The organism is Shewanella sp. SR43-4, from assembly GCF_014163845.1.
Taxonomy (GTDB): Bacteria; Pseudomonadota; Gammaproteobacteria; order Enterobacterales; family Shewanellaceae; genus Shewanella; species Shewanella vesiculosa.
On sequence record NZ_JACJEB010000002.1, the window covers coordinates 171506 to 198002 of the forward strand.

A 26497-nucleotide genomic window follows, 5' to 3' on the forward strand; every position below is an offset into this window, starting at 1 on the left:
AGCTTATTGATAGTGAGAATAATGCTATTGTATTAATTTTGCTAATAAGTGCTTTGTATCCATAAGGGATAATCACTAAAATCACTTTATCAGTCATCGCTAATCTAAGTTAGATAATAAGGATATTATATTTTGCCTCTTGATCAACTGCCGATCCATTTCGCCCAAAAAACTGATTTAGCTGATATCCATCAACTTGAAAAGACGATATTTGGTGAACCTTGTTACCCTGCCTTTTTCTTTAGACAAGCTTTTGATTGCTGGCCTAAAGGACTATTAGTTGCCAAACAGGATAGCTCATTATTAGGCTATTTATTATGGGTTGAGTCGAACGCTCAAACTGGTGATGCTTGGATTTTATCATTGGCCGTTGCAACACAAGCTCGTGGTAAAGGAATTGCTCGTGGACTAATCAATCACGCTATCGCTACTGCCCGCGGTGAATCCAATGGGGCAATTAAACGTTTATTACTCACAGTTGCGCCTAACAATCTTGTCGCTTTGTCTTTATATCAATCAATGGAATTTATTATTCTGACTAACGAAAATGATTATTTTTCCCCTGGTGAAGCAAGGTTAATACTGGCGCTCAAATTGTAATTTAAGCCTGCGCCTAGCTAATCATCGCGCCGATAAATAATACCCTTGAAATAACCCTAAGTTAATCACTGATTATCGAGAATCATTAAGCTGACAAATAAGTAATTTGTGAACCACAGCCAACAATCAGCCATCATTTAACGCTATGCTGCATTATTCATCGCCAACGATATACACACTTATAACACTTTTGTAGTGGCACTATTGGCATTCGTTGTGGCGTATTAATGAGGAAGAATGGTATGTGGTGGCGAGTAACCATAATTAGTTTAGCTTACCTGTTATTAGGCGCGCATTTTTTACGTTTTGATCAGCACGTCTTAGCCATTATTGCCATGACCTTACCATTACTCATGCTTATTCGGCATTCATTTACCCACACATTACTCAAGATAGGTTTACTGGTAAGCGTAGTATTTGTCTGGTCGGTCAGCGCATTTAATTTTATTGATATGCGCATTGCACTGCAACAACCTTGGTTAAGATTGGCCATTATTATGCTGTCTGTGATGGTATTTACTGTGTTTGCCGCTTTTTCAACTAACGGCCTCAATCAAAAATTGAGACGTTAGTTAATAAAAAATAAGCTTATTTTTTCGGTTTAATCCATTTATAAATACTGTCTTTTCGGTACAGCAATAACGCCGCAAACAGCACAATATAAATACTCGGCTCAATAATTTCAGACTTTACCGACCAATAAAAATGGATAGGTGCCAAAATCGCAGCCAGATAAATCCAATTATGTAATGACTGCCAGCGCTTTCCCATGCGGCGTTTGATGCTATTAGGTGACGTTAGCGCCAGTAATAAAATGATTAGTAATGCCGCTGCGCCAACTAAAATATAAGGCCGCTTAATCACCTCTTCAAACAATAATCCCCACGCAAACAGTAAGTCTAAACTGATAAAAGCACTAATATGTAACAGTGCATAGGCACACACATACAAGCCCACCAAGCGGCGAGTTTGGATTAGCGCGGCTATCTTAAAACGTTTCGCGATAGGTGAAATAAGCAAAGTAGCTAACAAGCTATTAAGCGCTCCCATGCCCGTATAATGAATAATATACTGCACAGGATCGCCGCCCGCATTGTCAGTTAACACTAGCGCCACGAGATAAAAGGCTGGCAATAAAAAGCTAATATGCAACAACACCTTTAGCCAAAACAGCCCTCGAGCACTTATGCGCATTAGTAAAACTTCCTCAGGTCAATATTTTTATACAGGTCGGCGACTGAATCGCCATAACCATTGAACATTTGCGTCGGAATACGTTTAGCAGAAAATAAACCACCCTCCCCAATACTGCGCTCAGATGCTTGTGACCAACGTGGATGATCAACCTCTGGATTGACATTGGCATAGAAACCATACTCACTCGAAGCTAATTGATTCCAACTCGTTGGTGGCTGCTTATCCATCACGCGGATTCTCACTACTGATTTAATGCTCTTAAAACCGTATTTCCAAGGCACGACTAAGCGGATAGGCGCACCATTTTGTGGCGGCAAGGTTTTACCATATAAACCGACGGCTAAAAACGATAAGTCATTCATCGCCTCTGCAACCGTTAAGCCTTCAACATAGGGATAATGGATCCCACCACCCATTAAGCGACTCTTTTGTCCGGGCATTTGCTCTGGATCAAACAAGGTCTCAAAAGCAACGTGAGTAGCGTTACTTTGCACCCCAGCTTGTTTAAGTAAACTGGCTAACGAAAAGCCCACCCAAGGTATCACCATCGACCAAGCCTCAACACAGCGTAAACGATAAGTGCGCTCTTCAAGAGCGAAACGGGTCGTCAACTCATTAAGGTCTAAGGTAATCGGCTTATCAACCAAGCCATCAATGGTCAGTGTCCAAGGATCAACCTTAAAGTTTTGCCCATTGTCATAGGGATCGGATTTACTGGTACCAAATTCATAGAAGTTATTATGACGAGTCACTTTATCTTCTGGGGTTTTCGGATTGGGTAACACAAACTTAGCGGGAGTTGTATATTGCAGACCTTGAGTCACAAAAGGATGTTGCGCTTTTTGCTCGCCAAATAAATCAAAAATACCGGCTTGAACTTGACCAGGCAAACTGGCTCCCAACGCTCCTAACCCAAGTGCTTTGATAATGTTACGGCGATCATTAAATACCGATTCGGGTGTCACTTGGTTATCAGGAATATGCCAAGCCGCACGTTGTTGTATGCCTTGAGTAAAGCGTTTTTTACCGGTCATAAATCACCTCAATAAAATATTTTTCGACAGCAAAGTATTACCATAATCTGCCATACTTATCTCAATAGACAGGTAAAAACCTTTTTTTATTTCAGAACATGACTAAAAAAAACCAAAAGGCCGTCAACCTTTATCGATTGGCAAAATGGTGTCACTGTAAATCCTATACGAACCTATATAAGGGTTAGGTTTAAATTTAATCATTAACAATAATATTTGATTAAATCCTCAGTTTACCTCTTGCAGCGGATTATTAGCCGTGCGACCCTTAACCATTATTTTCTATCGGTTTTTGTTATGCCTTTTGCAGTGTCGTTAACTCCTCCTCAAATTGCAGCTTTGATTGCTGTCGCGTTTGTTGCCTTTCTCATTGGCGCCCTAATCAATCAACGATTAACTCGTAAACGATGGGAGCAACTTAAGCTTCAACATGAACAGCAAACGCTTCAACAACTCAATGAAGTCCAAATTGAAATGTCCAGATTACAAGATAATCTCGATGACAAAATTGATCACAGTAATCATCTACAAAGTAAAATTGAAGATCTGATTGGCCAACTGTCTAGCGCAGAAACCAAAGCAGATCGGGTTAGTCTTGTTGAACAACAAATGGTTGATATTCAACATCGTTTAATGGAATCACAGCTCAATTTAGCGAAGTCTAATGCAGTGCAACAAACGATTCTTGTCAAAGCTGAAACTGAGCAAAAATCATTACAAGATAAAATAGCCTTACTCGAATCTGCTGAAGAACGCCTTAAACTGCAATTTGAAAACCTGGCAAATCGAATTTTCGAAGAACGCAGTGAAAACTTTAAACAACAAAATGTCTCGCAAATAGACGGTGTTATCGGGCCGCTGAAACAACAATTAGAAGGCTTTCGACGTCAAATTCAAGAGTCGTACACCCATGAGCAATCTGAGCGTAGCGCGTTAAAGCATCAATTAGACAATTTGCGCGATCTCAACTTAAAAATGAGCCAAGATGCCATTAACCTGACCAAAGCGCTTAAAGGTGACAATAAGCAGCAAGGTAATTGGGGCGAAGTGATTTTAGAACGCGTATTACAAGAAAGTGGTTTACGCGAAGGCCATGAGTATCAAACACAGCAAGATTTAAAAGACGATAATGGCAAGCGTTTTAAACCCGATGTTATCGTGCATTTGCCTGAGCAAAAAGACGTGGTAATTGATGCAAAAATGTCGCTGGTCAGCTATGAGCGTTACTTTAATAGCGAAGATAAAGACATTCGCGACCAAGCAATAAAAGAACATGCGTTGTCGATTAGACAACATATTAAGGGTCTTGGCCAAAAAGATTATCATAAGCTGCATGGGCTGAAGAGTTTGGACTATGTACTAATGTTCATTCCGATAGAGCCAGCATTTTTACTGGCCATTGAATATGATCCAAGCCTAGTTAACTTTGCCTTAGAGCAAAATATTATGCTGGTGAGTCCAACCAACTTATTAGTAGCTTTGCGCACCATCAACAATATATGGCGTTATGAGTACCAAAACCAAAATGCGCAAAATATCGCTAAGCAAGCCAGTCGTATTTACGATAAATTATGCGGTTACCTTGAAGACATGGAAAAGCTTGGCCGTGCCTTAGACACTGCAGACAAAAGCTATCAAAGTGCCATGGCAAAATTATCCTCAGGTAAAGGCAATGTCATTAGACAAGCACATTACATGCAGCAATTAGGTGTCGATACCAGCAAGCAGTTAGATAAACAATTGCTCAACCGGGCACTAGATGAATCAGTCGAAAAACACACTAGTGATAGTGAATTGCAATAATAAGTAATAATTAATCTTTATTTAATCAATAAGACTAATAGTGATTTAACAACGTACAACGACTGTTTAGCAAAAGCATTAATCACCCATTCTTTTTAGGAAATAAATTACTGTGGCGGAGATCCTTATTTAAATGCGTAACACTTGGGCAAACATGTTAATGGCTAGCGCATTATTATTCAGTACATCATTGGCCTTTATAAGCCAAGCTAATGCGCTGACCTCACAACAGCAACGCTATCTTGATGCTCGTCAAGCACTGGATAAAAACCAGCTGGATAAGTATCAAGCATTACGCAAAAAATTAGCCGATTATCCATTAACGGTTTACCTCGACTACCACGCAACCATCGACAGCATAGTGCAGTCTCCAGGTAGCATAGCACTCAATGCTATCAACAAATTTGATACTACACCGCTGTACAATAATGCCCGTTATCGCTATCTGCTTAACGCAGGTAAAAAACAACGTTGGCAAGACTTTCTGGTGATATCACCAGACACGCCTAATGATATCCGTCTGCAATGTTATTACTACCAAGCACAACTTGATGCGGGTAATAAAGAGATGGCATACAAAGGTGTAGAACGCATATGGGTTTATGGCTATTCACGTCCTAAAGAATGTGATGCGGTGATTAATCAATGGACTAAAGCGGGCTATCGCACCCAAGAACTTATCTGGGCCCGCATGCTACTTAGTTTCGACGCTGGCCAATCCAGTTTACTCAACTATTTGTCTCAAAAAATCACCCAACATAATGACGAAGCCAAACTATTATTGTCAGTGTATCGCGACCCAAATAGCTTACGGCACATGAAAAAATTTGCCAGCTCAAAACCTATCATAGGTGATATTGTTGATGCCGGATTGCGTAAACTGGCCTACAAGGATTTACATCAAGCAATTAAACTGTATGTAAAATATCAAAAATTAGATCGATTCAGTGACTTTGGCGGACGCCAACTTAATCGCTATTTAGTTCGCCGAGCACTGATAAAGCAAGACGATAAATTAGTGTCACACATTGACACCATGTTGCCATTACTTAAGTCTGATGATTTATATGAAATGCGCTTACGCTGGGCCATTCGTCAACAGGACTTTGCGACAGTAGAGAAGTATTTAGCCTTGTTAAGCGATCAAGGTAAAGCTGATCCTCGTTGGCAATATTGGCAAGCTAAGATGACCTCTAGCCATGACAAAACCCGTGCAACACAACTGCAGTTGACCTTAAGTGGCGAACGTAACTTTTACGGCTTTAATGCCTCAGAAGCGCTCGGTAAACCTTTGGCGATGAATGATAATAACTTAGCACCCAATCCAGAATTGCAAGCTAAGTTAAATCAAGATCCCGGCCTTGCTCGCGTGATTGAATTAATGGCTTTAGATAAGCAAATTGATGCTCGTAATGAGTGGTTGTATTTAATGCGCCGCCATAACAGTGACATGACGGCACAATACGGTTTGTTAGCCTTAAAAAACGGTTGGCATGCATTGAGCGTTGAATCAAGTATTCAAGGTAAGTTATGGGATTCACTGGCACTGCGCTTTCCGGAAGCGGCTAACGATGAGTTCGTTAACGCCAGTAAAAAATTCTCGGTTAATATTGATGAAATTCGTGCTATTTCTCGTCGCGAAAGTGCCTTTTATCTGTATGCAACTTCAGGTGTAGGAGCCAGAGGTTTAATGCAGTTAATGCCAGCTACGGCCAAACAAACGGCTAAAAGAAATAAAATCCCTTTTAATAACGTAAAAGACCTATACGACCCGAAAGTGAACATTATGCTGGGCAGTGCGTATTACAGTGAATTACTTAAACAATTTGATCAAAATAGAGTACTCGCAACTGCGGCTTATAATGCTGGCCCAGGTAGTGTTAAACGCTGGTTAAAAGACTCCAATGGTCGCCTAGATGTAATGAGCTTCATTGAAACAATTCCGTACACTGAAACCCGGGAATATGTTCAAGCAGTACTGAGCTATCGCATGATATTCCAACAGAATAAATCATCTAAAGACGGTATGTTTAGTCGTAAAGAGCTTAGCTATCGTTACTAGCAATGATAAATCGTGACCCGTGTTAGCACTGGTTTGACGCAATAATCGCCATTCAATATTGGTGTATTTTGCTAACATGGGTTCACAAGATAACCTATGATATAGGTATTGTGCTGGCATCATAGGTGTTGAAGCGCTTGGTGGTGATTGATGCTAATCACAATGGTCATCTATCACCATTAACGCCCAGTAATCATAAGCCCGAATGGCAAGGATAGTGATCAAATACTGAACGACAAACCGTAACCCACAATAAACCCTTTCGACAATAAACCAATAAGGGTTTATTGCAGACAAGTTGGAGTTTTCGTGTCGCAATCAAATATTCAAACATTACTCACTCAACTCAGCCAAGTTCTGCTCGGTAAGCCAGAGCAAATAAAACTTGCCGTCGCTTGTATCCTCGCCAAAGGCCATTTATTGATTGAAGACTTGCCCGGCATGGGTAAAACCAGTTTATCCCAGGGTATTGCCAACAGTTTAGGCATGAGTTACCAGCGTATTCAATTTACCAGTGACATGTTACCGGCTGATATTCTTGGTGTATCCATCTACAGTAAAGAGCAGCAACAGTTTATATTTCACAAAGGCCCAGTGTTTAATCAAATGTTGTTGGCCGATGAAATTAACCGCGCTAGCCCGAAAACCCAAAGTGCTTTACTTGAAGCCATGGCAGAACAACAAATTACTATCGATGGCATAACCCATCAACTTAGTTCACCGTTTTTTGTTATTGCGACCCAAAACCCAGTTGATCAAGCCGGCACCTTCCCCTTGCCAGAGTCGCAACTTGATCGATTTATGATGCGAATTTCCATCGGCTACCCTAGCGCAGAAGCGGAATTAGCCATGTTAAAATCGCGCACTCAAGCGAATAAACCGGCTTCATTATCACAATGCTTAACCCCGCAAGAGCTAATACTACTGCAACAACAAGTGGCGCAAGTGTCGGCATCTGATGCGGTACTAAATTACTTAATTGCCTTGGTCGATTTTTCTCGGCAACACAATACCGCTAACGGTTTATCGCCACGCGCCAGTATTGCTCTGCTTCAAGCTGCCAAAGCATGGGCTTTTATCAATCAAAGCCAGTACGTAGTCCCTGAAGATATTCAAGCGGTATTTGCCTCAGTAGCAGAACATCGCATTCGCAGCAGTAGTCAATTTCAGGGCGAAGCGTTGTCTGACACTATCCTCGCTAGTGTTAACCCAATACGTTAACGGCGCAGATACCCATGGCTAAATCGACGACAGCAAAAAAGCACTCTTCGCCAACCTATGCCAATGGTGCTATTAAGCCCTCACGGTTGCGTCGTTTAATTCCAGCATCGTTAACCGAGCGCTGGTCAAGGTGGATAAGTAAGCGCCTACCAGCACAAAAGCAAATTACCCTCAGCCACAAAGGTATTTTTATTCTTCCCAGTGGTTTTGGCTTGGTGTGGATTGGACTCATTGTTTTACTGTATTTATTTGGCACCAATTATCAAAATAACTTGGTGATTGGCTTAAGCTTATTACTCGCCAGTGTGTTTCATACCTGCATCATATACAGCTATAAAAACCTTGCAGGGTTAACCTTTAATCCAGTCACGCCGCCACAATGCTATGCTGGCGACAGCATGCCATTTCCCATCATGTTAACTGGCCATACTCGGCAGAAGAATCCCGACACCACCCACCAGCAAATTTGTTTGCAATTTAGTTATCAGCGCCATGTCCGCGTCAAACAAATGCACGAGCAAACTATTGCTATCGTGCCATTTGAAGGGGCTAAGCGTGGTCAATTAACCCCTGGGCGAATCAAAGTCTCGTCCTATTTCCCGTTAGGATTATGCTGTGCATGGTCCTATGTAGACTTAGATATTCATCATGTTATTTTCGCTAAACCAGAAATGTGTGACATTGAGCTTGCAAGCCACATAAGTGACAATGATAGCCAATATGAGCACGGTAAATTACGCCCAGGCGTTGATTACTACAAAGGCTTACGCACTTATATTCAGGGGGAATCACTCAAACAAGTGGCATGGAAACAATGGGCCCAAGACAAAGGCATGTTATCCAAAGAGTTTGCAGAGCCTGAAGGATTACCCGTTTGGTTAACCTTGGCCAACACATCGGGCAATAACATTGAACACAAACTGAGTAAGTTAGCTTGGCAAGTTGATAAACTCAGCCAAACTCAGCAAGTATTTGGCTTAATTCTGGATGAGCATATTATCAACCAGCAAACAGGCGAAGCACACCGAGTGGCTTGCCAAACCATGATTGCAACTTATCGTTTACCCGCCAATATGAACCCTGATTTTAGCCCAAGCGATGTGACTTCCTCAACGGTAGGTAAATCACTATGACCGATAACTTTGATGCCATTATTAGTCGCAATACCTTGTTTTGGCTTTTGGTCACTAATGTCGCCATCCTTAGCCCCTTGTATCAACAAGCCACCTTATGGAGCATCGGCATCTGTGCGATTTGCTTTGTTTGGCGAGTAGGCATTTTTCTCGGTAAAGTCGCTGCGCCGCCTAAATTACTGGTAACTTCTTTGGCGATTGGCGCCGCGATAACCCTTGCTTTAGTGTCATCTGAAATCGGTTTACTCAATGCCTTGGTTAACTTATTAATTTTAGGTTACGCATTAAAATACATCGAAATGCGCCAACTAAGAGATGTAAAAGCGATTGTATTAGTAGGGTATTTCCTTATTGGACTCACCCTGCTTGATCAACAAAGCATGCTTGATACCTTGCACTTATTGGCAGTTGCGGTGCTCAATACCGGTGTGTTAATCAGTGTTTATCAAGACAAATCCAACAAAGCGGCTAACCTCAGTTTTAGTCTAAAAATCATCTTACAAAGCCTACCATTAGCCATATTACTGTTTGTAGTGTTCCCAAGGCTCGGGCCTTTATGGTTAGTGCCCAATATGAAAACCGCCAAAACTGGATTATCCGATGAAGTCACCTTTGGTGACATTAGTAAGCTCACTCGTTCAGCAGAATTAGCCTTTCGCGTCGGTTTTGACAACCCAGATGGCAGTTCCCTAGGACCGGCAAACCAAGACTTATATTGGCGCACCTTAGTGATGGAAAATTACGATGGTAAAACATGGCGCCAAGACCCAAGCATCAAACAAATTCAACAGCAGGCATATTTTAAAAAACCCGATCGCCAAGCCCCTGCTGCCAACAGCAATAATAGCAAAATCGATTATGTGGTGATTAGCGAACCCAGTCATCAAAAATGGTTGTATGGCTTAGATGAAGCGTTTAGCAATAATGATCAAGTGGTTGAATTAGCGGATTATCGTTTGTATTCACTCAGGCCTGTCGATCAGCGCATGAGTTATCGAGTGACCTCATATCCCGATCAGATTATGGATAAAAAACTCGATCGCAATACCAAACAGCTAAACCTTGAATTACCGCCCAACAGCAACCCAAAAACCCTTGAGCTTGGTTTACAATTTGCCAAAGATTATCCGGATCCACAGACGCGCATTAATGCGATGATGAATTATTTTGCTGAGCAGGCCTACTATTACACTTTAAGTCCGCCGAGTGTTGGTGAGCAGCAAATTGATGACTTTTTATTTGAAAACCGTGCCGGATTTTGTGCTCACTACGCCTCAGCGCTGGTGTTTATGGCTCGCGCCAGCGGCATACCAACGCGGATGGTTACCGGTTATCAGGGCGGAGAATACAATGCCAAAGCAGGCTATTACAGTGTGTATCAATACATGGCGCATGCTTGGACCGAAGTGTGGTTAGAAGGCCAAGGTTGGCAACGTTTTGATCCTACCGCAATGATTGCCCCGCAACGGGTACTCGATGGGTTTGATGCCACCTTTGACAGCCAAAGCAGCTACTTACAAGACAGCCCGTTTAGCACGCTGCACATGAAGCAATACCCATGGTTAAATGAATTACGCCAACAGTTTGCCAGTGTCGATTATTACTGGAGCGTGTGGGTATTAGGTTTCGATGAACAACGAAAACAACAGGTATTAGCCAAGCTATTGGGGGATGTCAGCAGCACTAAAATCGCCTTATTGATGATGTTTAGTTTTATCATTATCGCGCTGATTATTGCTTATTATGCTGGGTTATTTAGTACCGATCGCCAACAAGATCCACTCAATAAACGCTATCAGATCATTTGCCAACGCTTAGCCAAAAAAGGCATCGCCCGCCAACAAGGCCAAGCACCGTCCGATTACGCTGCGGCAGTCAGTGCACATTTAGGTGCCCTTACCCCTCAAGTGGCAGCGGACTTTACGGCCTTGAGCAGTGCCTATGTCGCTCTTAAATATCAACCACTGACAGTGTCGCAAATCCAGCAACAACAGCAACATTTTAGCCAGTTATATCGTCGCTTACGCCTGCGACTCTTTCGCAACTGATCTTGTGCACTACAGCAGCAATCATCCTGATTATTAACGGTTTTGATTGATGATTTACGGCAGAGTCCATAGAATGAATTAATCTCAAATTAGCGGGTCGCCCATGCTTACTTTAATTCAATCTAATCAGATGGAAGTGTTATCTGAACAACTGGCCAAACTATTGGCTATTCGCTTAGATAATGTCAGTTTATTAGCCTGTGAGCATGTGTTAGTTCAAAGCCCGGGGATGTCGACTTGGCTGCGTTTAGAAATCGCTAAACACAATGGTATAGCCGCCGCATTATCGTTCCCACTACCCTCGAGCTTTACCTGGCAATTATGCCATGACTTGCTGCCCGATGTGCCAAAAGATAATGCCTTTACCAAAGCGGCAATGACGTGGAAATTAATGGACTTATTGCCAAGTCTGCTAGATAACCCAGACTTTAGCCAGCTCAAACAGTACTTATCACCTCAAGTTGATTCTCCAAGTGATATTACTGATACAGATATCGATGCGAATACTGGTACTGGTACTGGTACTGATATTGATACTGAAACTAATGTTCATACAGCAAACACCCACGCCATATTGCAGCTCAATCAGTCACATGACGCGATTAAGCTATTTCAATTGTGTGGCCGCATTGCCGATATTTTTGACCAATACTTAGTTTATCGTCCCGAGTGGATTTTAGCGTGGGAGCAAAATCAGCCATTATCAAGCCTAGACAATCGCTTAACGTTAGATGAAAACCAGCAATGGCAACCAATCCTGTGGCGAGCATTAATCGATTATAACCAACATCATTTACACGCCAGTCATTATCATCGCGCCAATTTACATGCCGATTTAATTGCAACCCTGGCCAATCCAGATACTGACTTATCCATGTTGCCGGCTCGATTATACGTGTTTGGTATTTCATCCATGCCGCCACAAACCCTCGATGTGCTGTACCATTTAGCCAGTCGCATTGATGTGATTATGCTGTCTCTCAGCCCTTGCCAGCATTATTGGGGCGATATTATTGAGCCGAAAACCCGTGCCCGCATGGCGTTGCAATATGCCAATAAAAAACAACTCGACCAAGACTGGGAAGACAAGCTAGAAGTAGGTAATCCTATACTGGCCAATAATGGTCAAATGGGCCGTGAACTACTGGATTTATTACTGTCGTTACCGCCAGAGCACACCGATTTTGGTTACGACTGTTATGTTGAACCTGAGCCGAATAATCTGCTGCACGGGGTACAATACGACATTTTACAAATGGAAACACTCGGTCAACCATTAGGGCCAAATGCCAGTTTGTATCAAGATATTGATGCTCGCCGCACCTTATTGCCAAGTGATGACTCTATTACCTTACGCAGTTGTCACAGTGCCTTGCGTGAAGTTGAAACCTTACATGATCATCTTTTAGAATTATTATCAAACAACAGCGACTTAAGCCCTAAAGACATAGTGATCATGATGCCCGATGTTGCGGCCTATGCGCCGTATATTGATGCGGTATTTGGCACCGCCAACAGTCAGTATTTTGCCGACAAAAATCCGCATAAAGGCGATTACTACATTCCCTACGCCATTGCCGACAGGGGCGCAGCGCAAGAGTCACCGCTGATTAATAGCTTTTTAAGCCTGTTAAATATCAATCAAAGTCGCTTTGGCCTCACTGACATGATTGGTATTTTAGAAGTGCCGGCTATTTTGCGTCGTTTCCAACTCGATGATGACGAATTGTCGTTAATCCGCCGCTGGTTAGATGATGCCAATGTCCGTTGGGGCCGCAGTGAACACACTCGAAGCCAACTGGGTGTGCAGCCTTTTACGCAAAACTCATGGGCATTTGGCATTAAGCGTTTAATACTGGGTTACGCCTTTAACGACGATGCCGATATTTATCGCGATACCTTAATGGTGCAAGGCATTGAAGGTCAGTCATCTCAGGCATTAGGTAAGTTGCTCAATTTCTTAGAAACCATCGACACCTATTTCACTTTATTTGCCAATGACTACAGCACCGCAGAGCGCCTTGAACAATTACAACAGCTACTCACCGATTGCTACGACACCACAGATGACGAGCGTGAACAAATCCAAGCCATTCGAGATGCATTAGTCACCCTAGATTCCGAGCTTGAAAGCGCCGGCCATCAAGGCCAAGTCGATATTGAAGTCCTAAAACAGTGGTTTAATCAACGCTTAACTGAATCTCGAGTCGGCCAGCGTTACCTTGCTGGTAGCGTGAATTTTTGTACCTTAATGCCAATGCGATCAATCCCCTTCAAAGTGGTGTGCCTGCTGGGCATGAATGACGGCGTCTATCCGCGGGTTCAACATCCTGTCGGGTTTGATTTAATGGCGCATTTGGGGCCTAAAAAAGGCGACCGTTCGCGCCGATTAGACGACCGCTACCTATTTTTAGAAGCATTACTGTCTGCTAGAGAGCAGCTTTACATCAGTTATATTGGCCACAGTGAGCGCGATAATGCTGAACGTATCGCCTCAATGTTAGTGTCTGAATTGGTCGAATATTGCCAACTCAGCTACCTACCGCAATCCTTACAGCAACAGCTTGAACAGCAAGTAGACATCAATCTTGATGATGCTGATAAATCCGTACTGGCACAGCTTATTCAAGCGCAACCTTTGCAACCATTTGACGCTAAACTCTTCCGAGACACACCACAATCAGCGAATAGTGTCAGTAAACTGCAACACAGTTTTAATGCCCAATGGTGTCCGCCAGCCACCAATGCGACCATTAACAACCACTTTTTTGAGCAAGCATTACCCTTGTCGGCCGAACAGGCTGATGAAGTGTTCGCCCATACTCACATCAATAGCAATGGCATTAAAGTGGTCGAACTCGAATTGTCGGCATTAATCCGTTTTTATCGCAATCCTGCGCAATTCTTTTTCAACCGCAGTTTAAAAGTTGATTTATCACTGGATATTCAAGCCGATGACAATGACGAGCCGTTTAGCTTAAATGCACTCGAGCGTTATTTATTGCAATCACGCATGCTCGATAATGCCATTGAACATCAACTCGACAGCCCAGATCACGAATTACTCAGCAAGCTCAAAACCAGCGGTGAATTGCCCATGGCGCCGTTCGACGACTTGTTAATTAATCAATATTTACGCGATATATCGCCGTTGATTAATCGGGTGCAGTTTTTACAAGATCAACAAACCATGCACACGCTGAATGTGGATCTTAACTTTGATCTACCGATGCAGGATTTACCTGCAAGAGCAGATCCAAGCCAATCGTCCACAGTGCGAGTCAATCTTGTCGGCCGTATTGACGATATTTTGCCTAAAGGCTTAGTCAATTACCGCCCCGGCGCTGCCCACGGACGCGATTTTATTCGGGTGTACTTACGCCATTTATGCATCAACGCTATGGCAAATTCGTCCACCGCGGGCATGGGTAAAAATCAATTTAGTTACTTACTCGACATTGGTCATTTTCATGCCTTTGCGCCTATCACCGCCGAACAAGCGCAGGCGCAACTCCTGCGCTTTATCAGTGGTTTCATTCAAGGGCAAACTCAACCCTTGTGCTTTATGCCTAAAACGGCTTTTGCCTATGTTGAAACCGATGGCGACCATGAAGAAAAGTTACTCAAAGCCCAGCAAAAATGGGATGACGGCCAAAACCAATTCGGCGAAGGCCACGATCCACATAACCAGCGTTTATTCCATTTCCCAGAAGACTTTAGTGAAGCGACATTTGGCGCATTAGCCAGCCATTTACTGCAACCGATGTTAAGCCTGTATCACAAAGATAAACTGGCAGAATTAGACACCTTTGTCAGTGGCGCCGCAGTCGATATTCAAGCGCAACTCATTGCCAACGCAGCTAAACCAGGAGAGCATTAATGGACGCTATTACCGTGACACCGCTTAATGCCCTCACCTTACCTTTTAATGGTTCCAGCTTAATTGAAGCCAGTGCCGGTACGGGGAAAACCTATACCATTTCGGGTTTATACTTACGCTTATTGTTAGGCCACGGTGGTAAAGCGCCATTAAGTTGTGAGCAAATTTTGGTGGTAACCTTTACCAACGCTGCCACAGAAGAACTCAGAGACCGTATTCGTAAACGGATTAACTTAGCGTTTAAACGCTTTTTAGGCTTAGCCGTCAATGATGAGTTTATTGAACAGCTTTACCAAGACACCTTGGAAGATGAACGTCCTATTGCGTTAAGACGCTTAGACTTAGCGTTAAAGTCGTTAGATGAAGCGGCCATTTTTACCATTCACGCCTTTTGCCAACGCGTATTGTCAGACATGGCATTTGAGTCGTCACTGCTATTTGAGTCCGAATTTACCCTCGACGACAGTGAGTTTTTACACCATGCAGTGCGCGATTTCTGGCGTGAAGTCTGTTATCCATTACCGCCCTTTTTAGCCCAAGCCATTAGTGATGTGTTTGCTGAACCAGACGTGTTAGCACAAAAGCTGCGCCCGCTATTAGGTGCAAGCCAAGCTGTGTTGTCAAAGCAACCGCTGGCCTTTGAAACCCTACAACAGCAGCTAAGCCAAAGCATCAGCCGCTTTACCTTATTGTGGCAAAGCCTGCACGACAGCACTCTTGAATTATTGCAATCGCTACCATTAAACGGTCAACGTTTTGGTAAAGGCGCCGACGGCTACCCTAAACTAAGTCAACTGTTTGATAGTATTAGTAACTGGGTAAAATTTGGCCAAGGATTACCGCCAATAAAAGCGCTGGAGCAATTGGCATTATCCGAGCTTAAACTCAATAAAGGGGGCGTTATTCCCACTGCTGCTGAAGCGCCGTTGCTGGATCATATCGAGCGCTTGCTTGAGTTAATTAATCAGCTTATTCCGTCATTTTTAGTACGCGCCCGTGAAGGCATTCGTCAACGCTTTGCTGGCCAAAAACAGCAACGTAATTTAATGACACCCGATGACCTATTACTCAGCTTAGCCATGGCGCTCAGCCAAAACCCGATCACCCTAGCCCATGCTATTGCTAAGCGTTTTCCGGTCGCATTAATTGATGAATTCCAAGACACCGACCCTCTGCAATTCACCATTTTTAATCAGGTATATCAACAGCCGCTAGCATCGCAACTGGACTTAACCACAGCGACCACTGTGCACAGCCCAGCTAATGAAGACAATAGTAATGACAACAAAGCTAACGACGCCAGTAAAGGTCAGCTGAGCTTATTAATGATTGGCGATCCTAAGCAGGCGATTTATGCTTTTCGTGGTGCCGACATTTATACCTATATTGCCGCGCGCCAACAAACACAGGCCCATTATAATCTTGACACCAATTACCGCTCATCGACTCAATTAGTCAATGGCGTTAATCAGCTATTTAGCCAACATCAAGACCCGTTTATTAGCCAAGCTATCCCCTATGATATTGTTAAAACCCCATCATCGGCAGCCAATAAACACCTGAGTGAAGCCACAACCAATCCTGCCGCGCTGCGGATCCGTTTATTAGCCGAAGACGATGTTAATGGCCTCAATAAAACCAGCGCAAGACAACGCTTGGCCGCTGATGCTGCCAGCGAAATAAAGCGCTTACTCACCGAAGCGCAACAAGGGTTATGCCGAGTGAATACCAACCTTGAGCAGGAAGGTAAACCGCTCATTGCCAAAGACATTGCCATATTGGTGCGCGACCGTAACGAAGCCGCCGTGATGAAAGCGGCATTATCAGCACGTAAAATTGGCGCGGTATTTTTAAGCCGAGACAGTGTGTTTAACACCATTGAAGCCCGTGAAATGGCCATTTTATTGTATGCATTAGCCACGCCTAAAGATGAACGCGCTATCCGCGCCGCACTGGCCACTGAGCTTGTCGGGTTTAATGCCCAGCGGATCCATCAATTTAACCAAGATGAAGAACAACGCCAACAGGTATTAGATCAATTCACTCATTGGCATCAGTTATGGCAACAACGCGGCGTTATGCCTGCGCTGCTTAACTTTGCCAGCGAAACCAAACTGATCCATCGTTACCTGTCGCAATCTGTCACGGCTGACATTAATAGCGCTAATGAACATAATGTTAATGCTCACAGTGGTAGCACTTATAGCAGCAATAGTGACAATAGCTTTAATGATGCTGATGACGACAACGCAGCAGATCTTAAAGCCTCTGGTGAACGACGCTTAACCGACTTTAGGCATTTAGCCGAATTACTGCAGCAAAAAGCCACTGAGCTCGATGGTAGCAGCGCGCTTATCAATTGGTACGAACAACAACTGATTGGTAACAATGGCGGTGATGAACAGCAACTGCGCTTAGAAAGCGAACAGAACTTAGTGCAAATTGTCACTATTCATAAAAGTAAGGGCTTGGAATATCCGGTCTGTTTTGTGCCGTTTGTCAGCCTAGCCCGTGGCAATAAAAAACGCCCTGCACCTATGATGTACCATAAAAATGAGCAGCTCATTTGGGATATCGACGCCACCGACGAAGGCTGGGAACAACTCAAACAAGAAACCCTCGCTGAAGATTTACGCCTACTGTATGTGGCGCTAACACGGCCGGTTTACGTGTGTTATTTGTATATTGCTAACCAAAGCCGTCAGTTAAAGGCGGGGATCAGCAGCCAATTACCTGAAACAGGTATTGGTTATCTGTTGGGGATTACCGACAAGAAAACTGACTTTGCTCTTATTCAAGCCAAAGTGAATGCAATTGCCACCTTACCAGCGATGAGTGTGGAATGCTTGAGCAACGATATTGACGATTCAGTGCTCGCCGATATCCACGACAATAATGACCCGCTAGCGGCCAAAAAAGTCACTCGAGTACAGAGCCTTGCATGGCGAGTGGGCAGTTATTCTGGCTTAGTAAAACATCTGCCTCATGAGAGAGTCGCGCCCGGTGCCGACGATGAAGACTTCACCGATGAGTTAATCCAATTACAGTTACAAGATGAGCTAACTAGCGAACCTGAACTTGATCGCTTTACCTTTGAACGCGGCGCCAACGCCGGTAGTTTTATGCATTTAGTGTTAGAGCTGTTTGATTTTACCCAAGCAGACACTGAACTGACACCTGCGCTAACGAAAGCCATGAAACAATATGGATTTGACGAAGCCCTGTGGCAACAGCCGTTAATGGACTGGTATCAGCAAATATTGGCAGCGCCCTTGTTTATCGAGACATCGTCAGAGGACACATCACTGACATTAAGCCAATTAGGCATCAAGCAAAAAATGGTCGAAATGGAGTTTTATTTGCCTATTTCAACCTTACAAGCGTCGCAATTAAATCATATTTTGCAGCAACACGGTTATGTCGCCGGACTCGACTTTGACACCTTAAAAGGCATGTTAAAAGGCTTTATCGATTTAACCTTCGAGCACCAAGGTCAATTTTATATTGCCGATTATAAGTCCAACCATTTGGGTGATAACTATAGCGACTACACTCGCTCAGCCATGGCTAAAGCCATTGATGCTCATCGTTATAATTTGCAATACATCTTGTATACCTTGGCATTGCATCGTTACTTATCGCTTAGATTACCAAACTACAATTATCAGCAACATATTGGCGGCTGCTATTACCTGTTTTTACGCGGCATGCATCCTGAGCATCCTGGCGCGGGGGTGTTTTATGACAAACCACCGCAAGCATTAATCGAACAACTCGACCGCTTATTTACAGGTAATACAGACAATCGTGCGCCGGAGACGTCATCATGCTAATACTCACCCATCCAATCACTGAGTTATTGCACCTTTGGCAAGAACAGCGGCTCATTACCGCACTCGATCGTCATTTTGCTTTAGAGCTGGCCAATATTGAAACCATCAATAACGATCCCGCAATAAGCGAACAACAGCCGCAACTGTTCTTGCTTGTTTGCGCCATGCTCAGTCAGCAATTGTCTAATCAGCACAGTTGTTTAGTCATCGAGCAAATTGATTTAGCCAATCCCATGGCAGAGGACAGCCGCGGCAACGCTGAAATCAATTGTCGGATTGAACTTGACCATCAACAATTGATTGAACAAATCGTGCTATTTGATGCCGTCGGCCAGCCCGGTGACAACAAACCGATGATTTTTGAACATGGGCGCTTATATTTAAATAAATACCACTTCTTTGAAACTCAAGTGGCGGATAAGTTGACCCAATTAGCCAATCAACAAATTGAAATCGATCTAGCTAACAGTAATCTGCCGCAGCTCATTGAATGCTTATTTACCGCAGAAGACAGCAATAGCAGCCAGTTTAATTGGCAAAAAATTGCCACGGCCACAGCGTTGGCCAAAGCATTAGCAGTGATAACCGGCGGCCCAGGAACCGGTAAAACCACCACAGTAACCAAGCTATTATTGTTACTGTTAACCCAATCGCCGCTAACAATCCGTTTAGTCGCGCCTACAGGTAAAGCGGCAGCAAGGCTAAGTGAATCGATCAAGGCGTCTAAACATCGATTACTGCAACAGCTAACTCAAGTCAGCGACCCAGCATTGGCGAAAGTATTAACAGATTCGCTAAAACAAATACCAGAAGAAGCCTCAACATTGCATCGACTGTTGGGGGTTATCCCAAACTCATATCAATTTAGGCACCATCAGGATAATCCGTTGCGCTTAGATTTACTGGTGGTCGATGAAGCGTCGATGGTCGACTTACCCATGATGTATAAATTACTCAGCGCCCTACCGTCTCATGGCCGTTTGATATTGTTAGGCGACCAAGATCAACTCGCATCCGTAGAAGCTGGCGCAGTGCTCGCGGATATTTGTGTTGGCTTAAAACAAGCCAACCCGGTACAGGTATCCCCTTGGTCAATGCGTTACAGCGCCGCACAGGCAAAGCTCATTGAGCAATTAACCCAACAAGATGTCAGTCAGTTTATTCATCAACAGCCTAAAATTGGTGACAGTTTGTGTATGTTGATGCACAGCCATCGTTTTAAAGGTGATGCAGGTATTGGGTTATTGGCCAATGCGGTTAATCAATCAAATGTGCATGCGATTCGCCAAGTATGGCAAGATAATCATGCTGAATTGAATTGGTTTGAACATCAGCATAATGCCCAGGGAGATAACACAGGTAAACAAGCATTATTGGCATTATCGGTACACGCTTATGGTGACTACCTTAATTTGGTACTACAGAATCAACAGGCCATTATCGATCAAGCGGATCGGCAAGACAGCGCCATAACACTGCCGCATGCTGAACAAACCATCATCGACAGCTTTAATCAATATCGAGTCTTGTGTGCCATGCGGGCAGGTGAATTTGGGGTTGAGGGCATGAACATCGCCATCACCGACAGCCTTAAACACGCCAAACTGATTACTCCTCAAAATGAGTTCTATTTAGGCCGACCGATCATTATTCAAAGTAACGATTACAACTTAGGCTTATTTAATGGCGACATTGGTTTAATCTTGCAAGACAGCACTAAGCCAAGCCGCTTAATGGCCCACTTTGTTATGGCTGATGGCAGTCTGCTTAAAGTATTGCCCGCACGCTTACCCAGCCACGACACTTGCTACGCCATGACAGTCCACAAAAGCCAAGGCAGCGAGTTTGATAAAGTCAGCTTTGTATTGCCACATAAACCCAGCTCCGCCCAATGGCAACTACTCAGTAAAGAACTGCTTTACACCGCCATCACCCGCGCCAAAAACCATTTCTATTGCTTAGGCACGGCAATGATATTTGAAAAAGCCAGCAAACAAGCGACATCACGAGCATCTGGGCTAGCTTGGAGATTGTGGGGCTGATTTTAAGAGAAATAACATGAACGCTATTCCAAGGTAAGCAAATCTGCACTATCACAGATTAGTCGGGACCGAATTTGAACAGCTTCAGCTGGCCTAAAGATGAGCGCTATGGGTGACAGCGAATAAAATCTGCCAGTGCACTTATCTGGTTTGTTGGCCATTTGAGCAAGCGGCTCATTCAAGCAACGCATAAGCCAAATCATTCCAAGCCCACTCACTAAAGTGGGCTTCTATTATCGTCTTTTGAACAACTTATAGGCAGCTAAAACGAGTTGAGCTCAACTTATTCACTTAAAAACGAAGCTAACTCATCAACATGAGATTGAGTTTCATTGATGAGTAGGCCTATTTGAACCGCGGCGTCATTTGACGTTTTCGCAAGATTACGAACTTCGTCCGCAACAACGGCAAATCCACGTCCGGCTTCACCTGCTCTTGCTGCTTCGATGGCTGCATTGAGGGCTAATAGGTTAGTTTGATCGGCGACCGCATTAATGGTCGTTACTGTATTTTGAATTTTACTCAACACTATAGACATAGCACTGTGCGTTTCGGTCACTAACTTATTACGAGAAGAAACATTACTACCAAAAACAATATACTTAGAAATATTTCCATTCAAATCCGTAATGGAAGAAATAACACAATCTAAAATCACTTCATTCCCTTGATGAGTCAGTTTCATCATGACTGCTGTCGGTTCGCCTCGTTGGATCATCTGCGTACGAGAATGGTCTAAGTGGTCTTTTAAATTTCCCACTACATTTTGCATTTGTATATCGTCGTGTAAATTTAACTGCTTTTTAGTATAGTCATTAGCTGAAATAAACTGACCACTTTGATTAAACTCTAACACTGCCGAATGACTGCTTATTGCATCTCTTTGATTAATCTGTTCTAACACAATACGTTTGATTTCACGCACATCAGAGCTCACACCAACAAAACCTGTGTGCTCACCCTTGTCATTAAAAATCGGATTTACTGCCAATACAATCCAATATGGCACTCCATTTTTATCAAAATTCAATATTTCTTCATAGAAGGCTTGTTTTGCTTTGAGCTTTTGAGATATGCGCTTAATCGTTTCTTTGTCGGTTTGTTCTCGTTGCAAAAGTATACCGGGTTTTTTGCCCTTTACTTCTGCAAGGGTCAAGCCTGAAAGTTTTTCAAAACCAGGGTTTACATATTCAACTAAACCATTTTTATCAGTGATCAATACACTAGTGCTAGTGTTACTTACCACCTTTGATAACATTTCAAATTGCTTAATGTGCTGGTTTTGCTCTTGATGGGATAATACATAGGCGGTGAACTTTTGATTACCAGAATTTATTTGATGGCGCGCCACATGAACATAGACCTTATCCTGCTCAGATAAACAAAGTAGGTGTTCTTTATTGTTAAGCCCATTTTTTAACGTTCTCTGTAAATTGATATCTGCTTGATTTAAATAAATAGAGTCAGTATTTACGGGATCTAAATTAGCTGTTACTAACTTTTCATTGTTATCAAATACAACATAGGCCTTGCCACTGAAAGCTAATAACTCTTGCCACACACTTTCAGTTAATAACGGTGTTGATACAGCATCAAACGTATAAAGTGAGCAAGACTCTAAGTTTTTATAAGTCAGTTGGATAACTTGCTGACTAAGGAGTAGGTTTTCATCACAGCGAATAGTTTTGCTGCTACTGTCATAACGAGTAAGCAATAAAGTAAAGGTTTGATTATGACCAGCTTGTTTTAAGCGCTTGCTTAATTGATTAAAAGCATCATTAACGACAATAATATTTTGCTGAGCATCGACCACAACAGCAGCTGACTGATGCGTGGTAACTAGCTGCAATGCTAGCGCTTTCCGACTAATTTTCGAACTAAACCACATAATAGATCTCTAATAAAAAAAGTAACAACGTCAATACGTTAGTCGAGCGTTAATCGATCACTATTTAGGGTCTCAGTAATTGGGGTCATCGCAATAACTGGTTTAGTCTTTAAATCATTACATTGAATATATAACGGGTAAAAAATATTGCTCTTATTTGAGAAAAGTAACAAAGCCAGCGATTTTTATGATGATTGCGCAAACACTCTTAACTGCAGTTGCCACTCACTAAAGGATAATAAAAATAGCGCCGAATAAAGCAAATATGCGCTTACCTCCTATACTGTTATTTAAGACACACCGTAGTGTGCCAGTAACCTTAGTTTTTATAAAAAACTGCAGCTTGAAAAAAGCGAGGAGGAAGCATGATTAATCACGTTTGGGGACTTGTACATCATCCTGATAAAGAATGGCGCAACATAAGTAATGAACATGAAACGGTCAGTCATTTGTACACGAGTCATGTACTGTGGTTGGCGGCGATCCCGGTGGTCAGTACTTTTATTGGTACGACACAGTTTGGCTGGACTTTTGGTGGTGAAGACACAATCAAGGTCTCAATGGAGAGCGGTTTAAGCCTAGGAATTTTATTTTATGTGTTAATTTTAACGGCAGTGACAATAGTCGGTAGTTTGATCCATGGGTTGGCGCGTAAATACCCTAATTGCCCAAGCAGAAATGAATGTATTGTCTTTGCCGGTTATATTGCCACACCGATGTTTTTAAGTGGCCTGTTTGCTATATACCCTATGATTTGGTTATGTACACTCGCCTGCATTATGGGCATTTGTTATACAGGCTATTTACTCTATCGTGGTACACCAAGCTTTTTAGGCATAAGTAATCAACAGGGCTTTATTATATCAAGCACGACGCTAGCCATTGGTGTATTAGTACTAGAGGTTTTACTGGCCGCCGTTGTATTGCTGTGGAGTCTTGGTGCAGACAATACCATTATCTGGAACCTATTCAGATAGACCATATGTTGTGAGTACATCGACGGAAAACGCCTTAACAATTTGGCCAAAGATACATGAGCTGTTAAGCATCAAGTCATCAGGAGATGCATTATCTTCTGATGACTCCCACAAGACATGAACAGCTTTTTATTGAGCTTAAGCAAACAAGATAACTGTAGCGCAATGCTGGATGCTAGGAATACTAAAAAACCACAACCTATTTAGGTAAAACCACCATCTTACTCATGCGGTCGCACAGCGTAAAAACAGGTAATAAAGGCTCATTAAATCCGCGAGATTATCATTCCACAAAAAACACATCTTACTTTGTGCTAAGTCCATTGAGAATTTGCTGAATGAAAATCAACCATAAAAACCATTTTATAATGAAAAAATATCGTCACACAATAAATACGCTGACGTTATCTGCCGGCTTCGGGGATGTAAATCTGTAACCTGGTGTTCTAACACGGCTAAAATGATAGCTAACAAGACTCACCCTATCAGTACGATGAGTTGGGCGTACTCTCAGGATTAACCTCACCATAAACCTCTTCAGGATCGACATCATTAATCAATAATATTTCCCTGACTGTTTCAATGTGATCTAAAATCTTTTGGTAATCATCACCATACTCATATTTAGTCACTTCAATTGATTTTGGCATGTAAGTAAACGCGATTTTCAATGCGTTTAGCGCCGATTCACTTATTTTGTCACTCATATAGAAGGTCCTTATCTGATAGTTTGAATTGATAGCATCTAACTCAAGCATTCTGCCACTAGGTAGCATTGAAATTGATTGTGTCAACAAGCGCACAAGCGAGACTAGAACTCAACTGTACCCTTTTACAGGTAAACAACTTAACCTCTTTGAACTCAGATTACGATAGTTATTTATGATCACTTACTTATATAATATTTAATTTAATCATAGTATTGGATGTTAATTGCATTCAGGGTAATTCAAGTACAGACAAGGTAGCAAGTTTATTTATCTGCAAAATAACAAGACAGTATCAATTACTCAATAATTATAAAAATTAATAGCTTAATAGATATAATTAAAACTGAAACCCACTTGTAAACAAATTGTAACCTAAGTGTTACTTTATGTTCATTGTAAACCTCTATGTTATGGCTAGGTCCTTAAATAACTTAACTACAACATAGGGTAATATGAATATGCTCAAACAAGGCTTATCAGTGGTTATCGCTAGTATATTGTCTTCGGCAACATACGCTGGTTCTGCAACCGCAGCGACAACGACTGACACACAACTCAATAATGCTTGGTATAAAGACGGTCAAGCAACCATCACCGAAAAATTACAACAATCAAGATCAACAAGAGCAAAAAATGTCATCTTGTTTGTTGGCGATGGTATGGGTATTTCTACACTTACCGCTGCTCGGATTTTAAAAGGACAATTAGCTGGTAATTCTGGTGAAGAAGGTTACTTAAGCTTTGAAACATTTCCTTATTCAGCTCTAGTTAAAACATACAATGTAGATGCACAAACACCAGATTCAGCTGGCACCATGACAGCCATGATGAGCGGCTTAAAATCAGACGCTGGTGTTTTGGGTGTTGACGAAGACGTCGTTCGTGGGAGCTGTGCTTCCGTTAAAGGCAACGAAGTCGTAACGGCTCTAGAGTTAGCCGAAATAAAAGGCTTGTCGACGGGTGTGATATCAACCGCTCGTATTACCCACGCAACGCCAGCCGCCACATATGCAAAATCAGCAGACCGTGACTGGGAAGATATCTCAGATATGGATATTGACAATAATGCTGAACGTGCAAATTGCGAAGATATCGCATCTCAACTGGTTAACTTTGAAAAAAATCTAGAACAACGTTATACCGGAGTTGATGTAAATGGTATTGATGTTGTTATGGGTGGCGGACGTCGACATTTTCTCCCTAAAGACGCCGCATTTAATAGTGTTGATGCCGTTAGCGCTATTGAAGGCGATCGAACCGATGGACGTGATTTGACCGCAGAATGGAGCGCTATGTATCCAAATGGTAAATACGTTATCGACCAAGCTGGATTTGATGCCATTGATACAGAAAAGACTGAACGTGTTTTTGCTTTATTCAATGAATCTCATATGCAATACGAAGCTGACCGAGGCAATGATATTGCCGGCGAACCAAGCCTTTCTCAAATGACCGACAAAGCCATTAAAGTATTGGATAACAATCCAAAAGGTTACTTTTTAATGGTTGAGTCTGGACGAATTGACCATGGACATCATGCTGGTAGTGCAAGCACAGCCCTTAATGACGCTATTGAGTTTTCAAATGCCGTTCAAGCGGCATTAGATGCAACAAATGATGAAGAAACGCTCATTATTGTCACCGCCGATCACAGCCATGTGTTTACGATTGCTGGCTATCCTAAACGTGGTAATCCTATTTTGGGTAAAGTTGTTGGTATTGGTGCTTCTGAGCCTAGTGAAGATTCAGACGGCAATCCTTACACCACATTAGGTTATAGCAATGGACTGGGTTTCAGAAACTTAGGCGCAGAAACAGATGGCGATGCATCATATGCTGCTGAAGCTGTCGCTGGCCGTCAAGACATTGCCGCAATCGATACAACAACCCCAGGTTATCACCAAGAAGTGACTGTTCCATTAGATAGCGAAACTCACGCGGGGGAAGATGTTGCTATTCATACATCAGGCCCAGGTGCGCATTTAGTTCAAGGTATTGTTGAACAAAGTGTCGTATTCCATTTAATCAATCGTGCTCTTGGTTTAGTTGGTCAATAGACCCTATAAGGT

At 42.7% G+C, this 26497-nt stretch carries 16 protein-coding genes; 12 read left to right on the plus strand and 4 right to left on the minus strand.

Going from position 1 to position 26497, the window contains the following annotated elements:
- Positions 1-132 precede the first annotated feature (132 nt).
- Positions 133-600, plus strand: coding sequence for an N-acetyltransferase (locus H5123_RS03050; RefSeq protein WP_259395578.1), 468 nt, complete (start codon positions 133-135; stop codon positions 598-600).
- A 242-nt stretch (positions 601-842) separates the two neighbouring features.
- Positions 843-1172, plus strand: a complete 330-nt coding sequence (locus tag H5123_RS03055; RefSeq protein WP_182696994.1) for a hypothetical protein — start codon at positions 843-845, stop codon at positions 1170-1172.
- Positions 1173-1188: 16 nt separating this feature from the next.
- On the opposite strand, the gene msrQ is transcribed toward H5123_RS03055, so the two are convergent.
- Together msrQ and msrP are read right to left on the minus strand one after the other, a co-directional pair.
- Positions 1189-1794, minus strand: coding sequence for a protein-methionine-sulfoxide reductase heme-binding subunit MsrQ (gene msrQ / locus H5123_RS03060; protein ID WP_124016466.1), 606 nt, complete (start codon positions 1792-1794; stop codon positions 1189-1191).
- Positions 1794-2831 (minus strand): protein-methionine-sulfoxide reductase catalytic subunit MsrP, encoded by a 1038-nt coding sequence (gene msrP, locus H5123_RS03065; RefSeq protein WP_124016465.1) that lies wholly within the window; start codon positions 2829-2831, stop codon positions 1794-1796. Before msrP ends, msrQ begins: the two co-directional genes overlap by 1 nt.
- A 297-nt stretch (positions 2832-3128) precedes the next feature.
- Between msrP and rmuC the strand changes: the two genes are divergently transcribed.
- From rmuC to recD, 8 genes are all read left to right on the plus strand, one after another.
- On the plus strand, positions 3129-4634 hold the full coding sequence (rmuC, locus tag H5123_RS03070; RefSeq protein ID WP_182696995.1) for a DNA recombination protein RmuC: 1506 nt from the start codon (positions 3129-3131) through the stop codon (positions 4632-4634).
- A gap of 133 nt (positions 4635-4767) precedes the next feature.
- Complete coding sequence (locus tag H5123_RS03075) at positions 4768-6696, plus strand: transglycosylase SLT domain-containing protein (protein ID WP_182696996.1); 1929 nt, start codon at positions 4768-4770, stop codon at positions 6694-6696.
- A 309-nt stretch (positions 6697-7005) separates the two neighbouring features.
- Positions 7006-7917: a MoxR family ATPase gene (locus H5123_RS03080; protein WP_182696997.1), complete on the plus strand. Its 912-nt coding sequence runs from the start codon at positions 7006-7008 to the stop codon at positions 7915-7917.
- Positions 7918-7931: 14 nt separating this feature from the next.
- Positions 7932-9050, plus strand: a complete 1119-nt coding sequence (locus H5123_RS03085; RefSeq protein ID WP_182696998.1) for a DUF58 domain-containing protein — start codon at positions 7932-7934, stop codon at positions 9048-9050.
- On the plus strand, positions 9047-11098 hold the full coding sequence (locus tag H5123_RS03090; RefSeq protein WP_182696999.1) for a DUF3488 and transglutaminase-like domain-containing protein: 2052 nt from the start codon (positions 9047-9049) through the stop codon (positions 11096-11098). The genes H5123_RS03085 and H5123_RS03090 overlap by 4 nt, the downstream gene beginning before the upstream one ends.
- A gap of 103 nt (positions 11099-11201) precedes the next feature.
- Complete coding sequence (gene recC, locus H5123_RS03095) at positions 11202-14978, plus strand: exodeoxyribonuclease V subunit gamma (RefSeq protein ID WP_182697000.1); 3777 nt, start codon at positions 11202-11204, stop codon at positions 14976-14978.
- A complete protein-coding gene (locus tag H5123_RS03100) occupies positions 14978-18811 on the plus strand; it encodes a UvrD-helicase domain-containing protein (protein ID WP_182697001.1) in 3834 nt (1277 codons plus the stop codon). Before recC ends, H5123_RS03100 begins: the two co-directional genes overlap by 1 nt.
- On the plus strand, positions 18805-20853 hold the full coding sequence (gene recD / locus H5123_RS03105; RefSeq protein WP_182697002.1) for an exodeoxyribonuclease V subunit alpha: 2049 nt from the start codon (positions 18805-18807) through the stop codon (positions 20851-20853). Before H5123_RS03100 ends, recD begins: the two co-directional genes overlap by 7 nt.
- Before the next feature lie 283 nt (positions 20854-21136).
- On the opposite strand, the gene H5123_RS03110 is transcribed toward recD, so the two are convergent.
- On the minus strand, positions 21137-22741 hold the full coding sequence (locus tag H5123_RS03110; protein ID WP_182697003.1) for a methyl-accepting chemotaxis protein: 1605 nt from the start codon (positions 22739-22741) through the stop codon (positions 21137-21139).
- 365 nt (positions 22742-23106) lie between these two features.
- Between H5123_RS03110 and H5123_RS03115 the strand changes: the two genes are divergently transcribed.
- On the plus strand, positions 23107-23718 hold the full coding sequence (locus H5123_RS03115) for a Yip1 family protein (protein WP_124016455.1): 612 nt from the start codon (positions 23107-23109) through the stop codon (positions 23716-23718).
- A gap of 485 nt (positions 23719-24203) precedes the next feature.
- Here H5123_RS03115 and H5123_RS03120 read toward each other — a convergent pair whose 3' ends face one another.
- Positions 24204-24425, minus strand: a complete 222-nt coding sequence (locus H5123_RS03120; protein WP_182697004.1) for a penicillin-binding protein — start codon at positions 24423-24425, stop codon at positions 24204-24206.
- Between the two features lie 455 nt (positions 24426-24880).
- On the opposite strand from H5123_RS03120, the gene H5123_RS03125 reads away from it, so the two are divergent.
- Positions 24881-26485 carry an alkaline phosphatase gene (locus H5123_RS03125; protein WP_182697005.1) on the plus strand — a complete coding sequence of 535 codons (1605 nt, stop codon included), beginning with the start codon at positions 24881-24883 and terminating at the stop codon, positions 26483-26485.
- Positions 26486-26497 lie beyond the last annotated feature (12 nt).

Bases quoted from the DNA above. Each gene is read 5' to 3' on its own strand.
- H5123_RS03125 (WP_182697005.1), top strand. From the start codon at position 24,881: ATGAATATGCTCAAACAAGGCTTATCAGTGGTTATCGCTAGTATATTG.
- H5123_RS03110 (WP_182697003.1), bottom strand. From the start codon at position 22,741: ATGTGGTTTAGTTCGAAAATTAGTCGGAAAGCGCTAGCATTGCAGCTA.
- H5123_RS03075 (WP_182696996.1), top strand. From the start codon at position 4,768: ATGCGTAACACTTGGGCAAACATGTTAATGGCTAGCGCATTATTATTC.
- H5123_RS03115 (WP_124016455.1), top strand. From the start codon at position 23,107: ATGATTAATCACGTTTGGGGACTTGTACATCATCCTGATAAAGAATGG.
- H5123_RS03090 (WP_182696999.1), top strand. From the start codon at position 9,047: ATGACCGATAACTTTGATGCCATTATTAGTCGCAATACCTTGTTTTGG.
- H5123_RS03085 (WP_182696998.1), top strand. From the start codon at position 7,932: ATGGCTAAATCGACGACAGCAAAAAAGCACTCTTCGCCAACCTATGCC.
- recC (WP_182697000.1), top strand. From the start codon at position 11,202: ATGCTTACTTTAATTCAATCTAATCAGATGGAAGTGTTATCTGAACAA.
- H5123_RS03100 (WP_182697001.1), top strand. From the start codon at position 14,978: ATGGACGCTATTACCGTGACACCGCTTAATGCCCTCACCTTACCTTTT.
- H5123_RS03055 (WP_182696994.1), top strand. From the start codon at position 843: ATGTGGTGGCGAGTAACCATAATTAGTTTAGCTTACCTGTTATTAGGC.
- msrQ (WP_124016466.1), bottom strand. From the start codon at position 1,794: ATGCGCATAAGTGCTCGAGGGCTGTTTTGGCTAAAGGTGTTGTTGCAT.
- rmuC (WP_182696995.1), top strand. From the start codon at position 3,129: ATGCCTTTTGCAGTGTCGTTAACTCCTCCTCAAATTGCAGCTTTGATT.
- msrP (WP_124016465.1), bottom strand. From the start codon at position 2,831: ATGACCGGTAAAAAACGCTTTACTCAAGGCATACAACAACGTGCGGCT.
- H5123_RS03120 (WP_182697004.1), bottom strand. From the start codon at position 24,425: ATGAGTGACAAAATAAGTGAATCGGCGCTAAACGCATTGAAAATCGCG.
- recD (WP_182697002.1), top strand. From the start codon at position 18,805: ATGCTAATACTCACCCATCCAATCACTGAGTTATTGCACCTTTGGCAA.